Genomic DNA, 2,005 nt, shown 5'->3' on the forward strand with positions numbered 1-2,005 from the left:
CATTGTAGACACGTCCTTCCTTTTCTATATTTTATTATGTTCGGATTTCTGTGTCTACATTATTATACTAACACCAAAGATTGTTTGGTTTTTAGTTCATTATTTCCAGCAAAGCCTATCTATTCATTTAGTGCTGATGTTAAAACATTCAACTTAATTAATAATAAGTTAGAAGTAGAATATATTGATTACGGACAGCCGAATGGAATTACAAATGGTATATATGCTCAAAATATTGATGATATTACTCATGTTTTTGTTAATATAGTTAAAATAAGCAAAAATGATTTGCCAAAAGGTATAGTGAATATCTATCATAAAAAATAGTATTTTATGTAGACCTTATTGAAAGAAATTATTGGGAAAGGTTAATGTAAATGGAGAAACTGAAACTTATGGATGATTTAACAGACATTCTTAGATACATATTAAGTGCATAATAGAAAACAAATTACTTTACAGGTTTATTATATATGAATTGCTAAAAATTAAAGCTTAGTGGGGACATCTTCCCCATGTAAATAGTAAAAGATTTAAATTATCATATAACAAAAAATAGGGACATTTTTCATAAGGAGGGAGTTTTGTGATGGATTGTGGATTTATAAATGGAGATAGATGGTTTCGATATCGTGCAGCTGCAATAATTATTGAAGATGGACATGTCCTTTTTGCAAAAAATGAATTAGATACTTATTATTATTCTATAGGGGGCGGAGTACATTTAGGAGAAGAAGCAGAAGATGCAGTTAAGCGAGAAGTATTAGAAGAAACGGGAATTGCATATGAAGTAGACAGACTGGCTTTTATACATGAGAATTTTTTTGAAGGTTCAGGTACGCTTGATGGCTTGAAGTGTCATGAAATAGCATTTTATTTTCTAATGAAATCAAGAGGTACAAAAGAGTTAAATAGCAACAGCTATACTCTGGGGGTACGTGAATATATGCATTGGTTGCCAATTGATAAGTTAAAAGATTATGTTGCTTATCCAAGCTTTTTTTCTGATAAGATAATTAATATTAGTGATGGTGTTGAGCATATTGTTACCTATGAATAATGTGAAGTTAAAGTTCTTTACCTTCCTATCATATCATTAATTAAACGATAGGATTGTGGTAGATATGATTGCACTAAGTTTTTGATATGTCTGCAATTATATGCAACGGAATTATCGGAGATGGAGTCTGGGGGCATAAATAATTAGTACTTATTTAGCATAATGCTTTAGATTAATATGAAAAAAACCTTTTGGGAGATTTGTTTATGACCAAATTTGTAAGTAAAATACCAAAATCAATAATTACATTTGTTGTGATTCTAGTAATTACAATCGGATTAATTTATTCGCATTTCTTTATTTTCGGATCATATGCGGATATAGAATCGATAATTGTTCAAGAAGTTAATGTAGATGACTATTTTATTTCAGTTATAGGAACGACAACAAAAAGTGCTGAAGGATTCAGCGGTTACAATTATTGGATTGAAAATAAGAATTTATACATTAGGCTTAGATATAGCCTGGTTAGTAAGTTTAACCCAACTGGTGACTTTAAGATTGAACAGGGTGGTGCATTTGAAGGGATTCAAAAAGTGTATTTGCGTGGTAGTAAAGAAGGAAATCTTAAATTATTATGGAGTAAGTAGTTTTATATAAAGTATGGTTTTGATTTTAATAAATCTGCAATTGCATGTTATGAAAAAGCAGGATTTATTATCGAGGGGAATTTTAGAGAGTGCCGAAAAATAGATGGGCAATACTGGTCGCTACTCAACATGAGTATACTAGAAGATGAATATAGAAAAATGGAAAAGGGGATATATTAGTAATTGTCCTCATTTATCGTTTCGCGTAAGTGCTACGCAATATATAGATTGAAAGACCAGAAACATCAATTAAAAAATTTTACCCTCCGCCTATGCAGGTTGTTGATTTACAATTAATATTGACCCCTCTTTTACATTGAAAATTGACCCCTCCACTTTAAAATATTATCCTTTA

At 30.3% G+C, this 2,005-nt stretch carries 3 protein-coding genes; all 3 read left to right on the plus strand.

Features of this window, described 5'->3' with window-relative positions:
* Positions 1 to 36: 36 nt before the first annotated feature.
* Complete coding sequence (locus ACJDUG_RS17710; RefSeq protein WP_406771194.1) at positions 37 to 327, plus strand: hypothetical protein; 291 nt, start codon at positions 37 to 39, stop codon at positions 325 to 327.
* A 262-nt stretch (positions 328 to 589) separates the two neighbouring features.
* Positions 590 to 1,060: an NUDIX hydrolase gene (locus ACJDUG_RS17715; protein WP_406771196.1), complete on the plus strand. Its 471-nt coding sequence runs from the start codon at positions 590 to 592 to the stop codon at positions 1,058 to 1,060.
* A 206-nt stretch (positions 1,061 to 1,266) separates the two neighbouring features.
* Positions 1,267 to 1,650, plus strand: coding sequence for a hypothetical protein (locus ACJDUG_RS17720; protein ID WP_406771195.1), 384 nt, complete (start codon positions 1,267 to 1,269; stop codon positions 1,648 to 1,650).
* The last annotated feature ends 355 nt before the right edge of the window (positions 1,651 to 2,005 follow it).

Origin of the sequence: Candidatus Clostridium stratigraminis (assembly GCF_045310675.1) — a bacterium.
Taxonomy (GTDB): domain Bacteria; phylum Bacillota; class Clostridia; order Clostridiales; family Clostridiaceae; genus Clostridium_AT; species Clostridium_AT stratigraminis.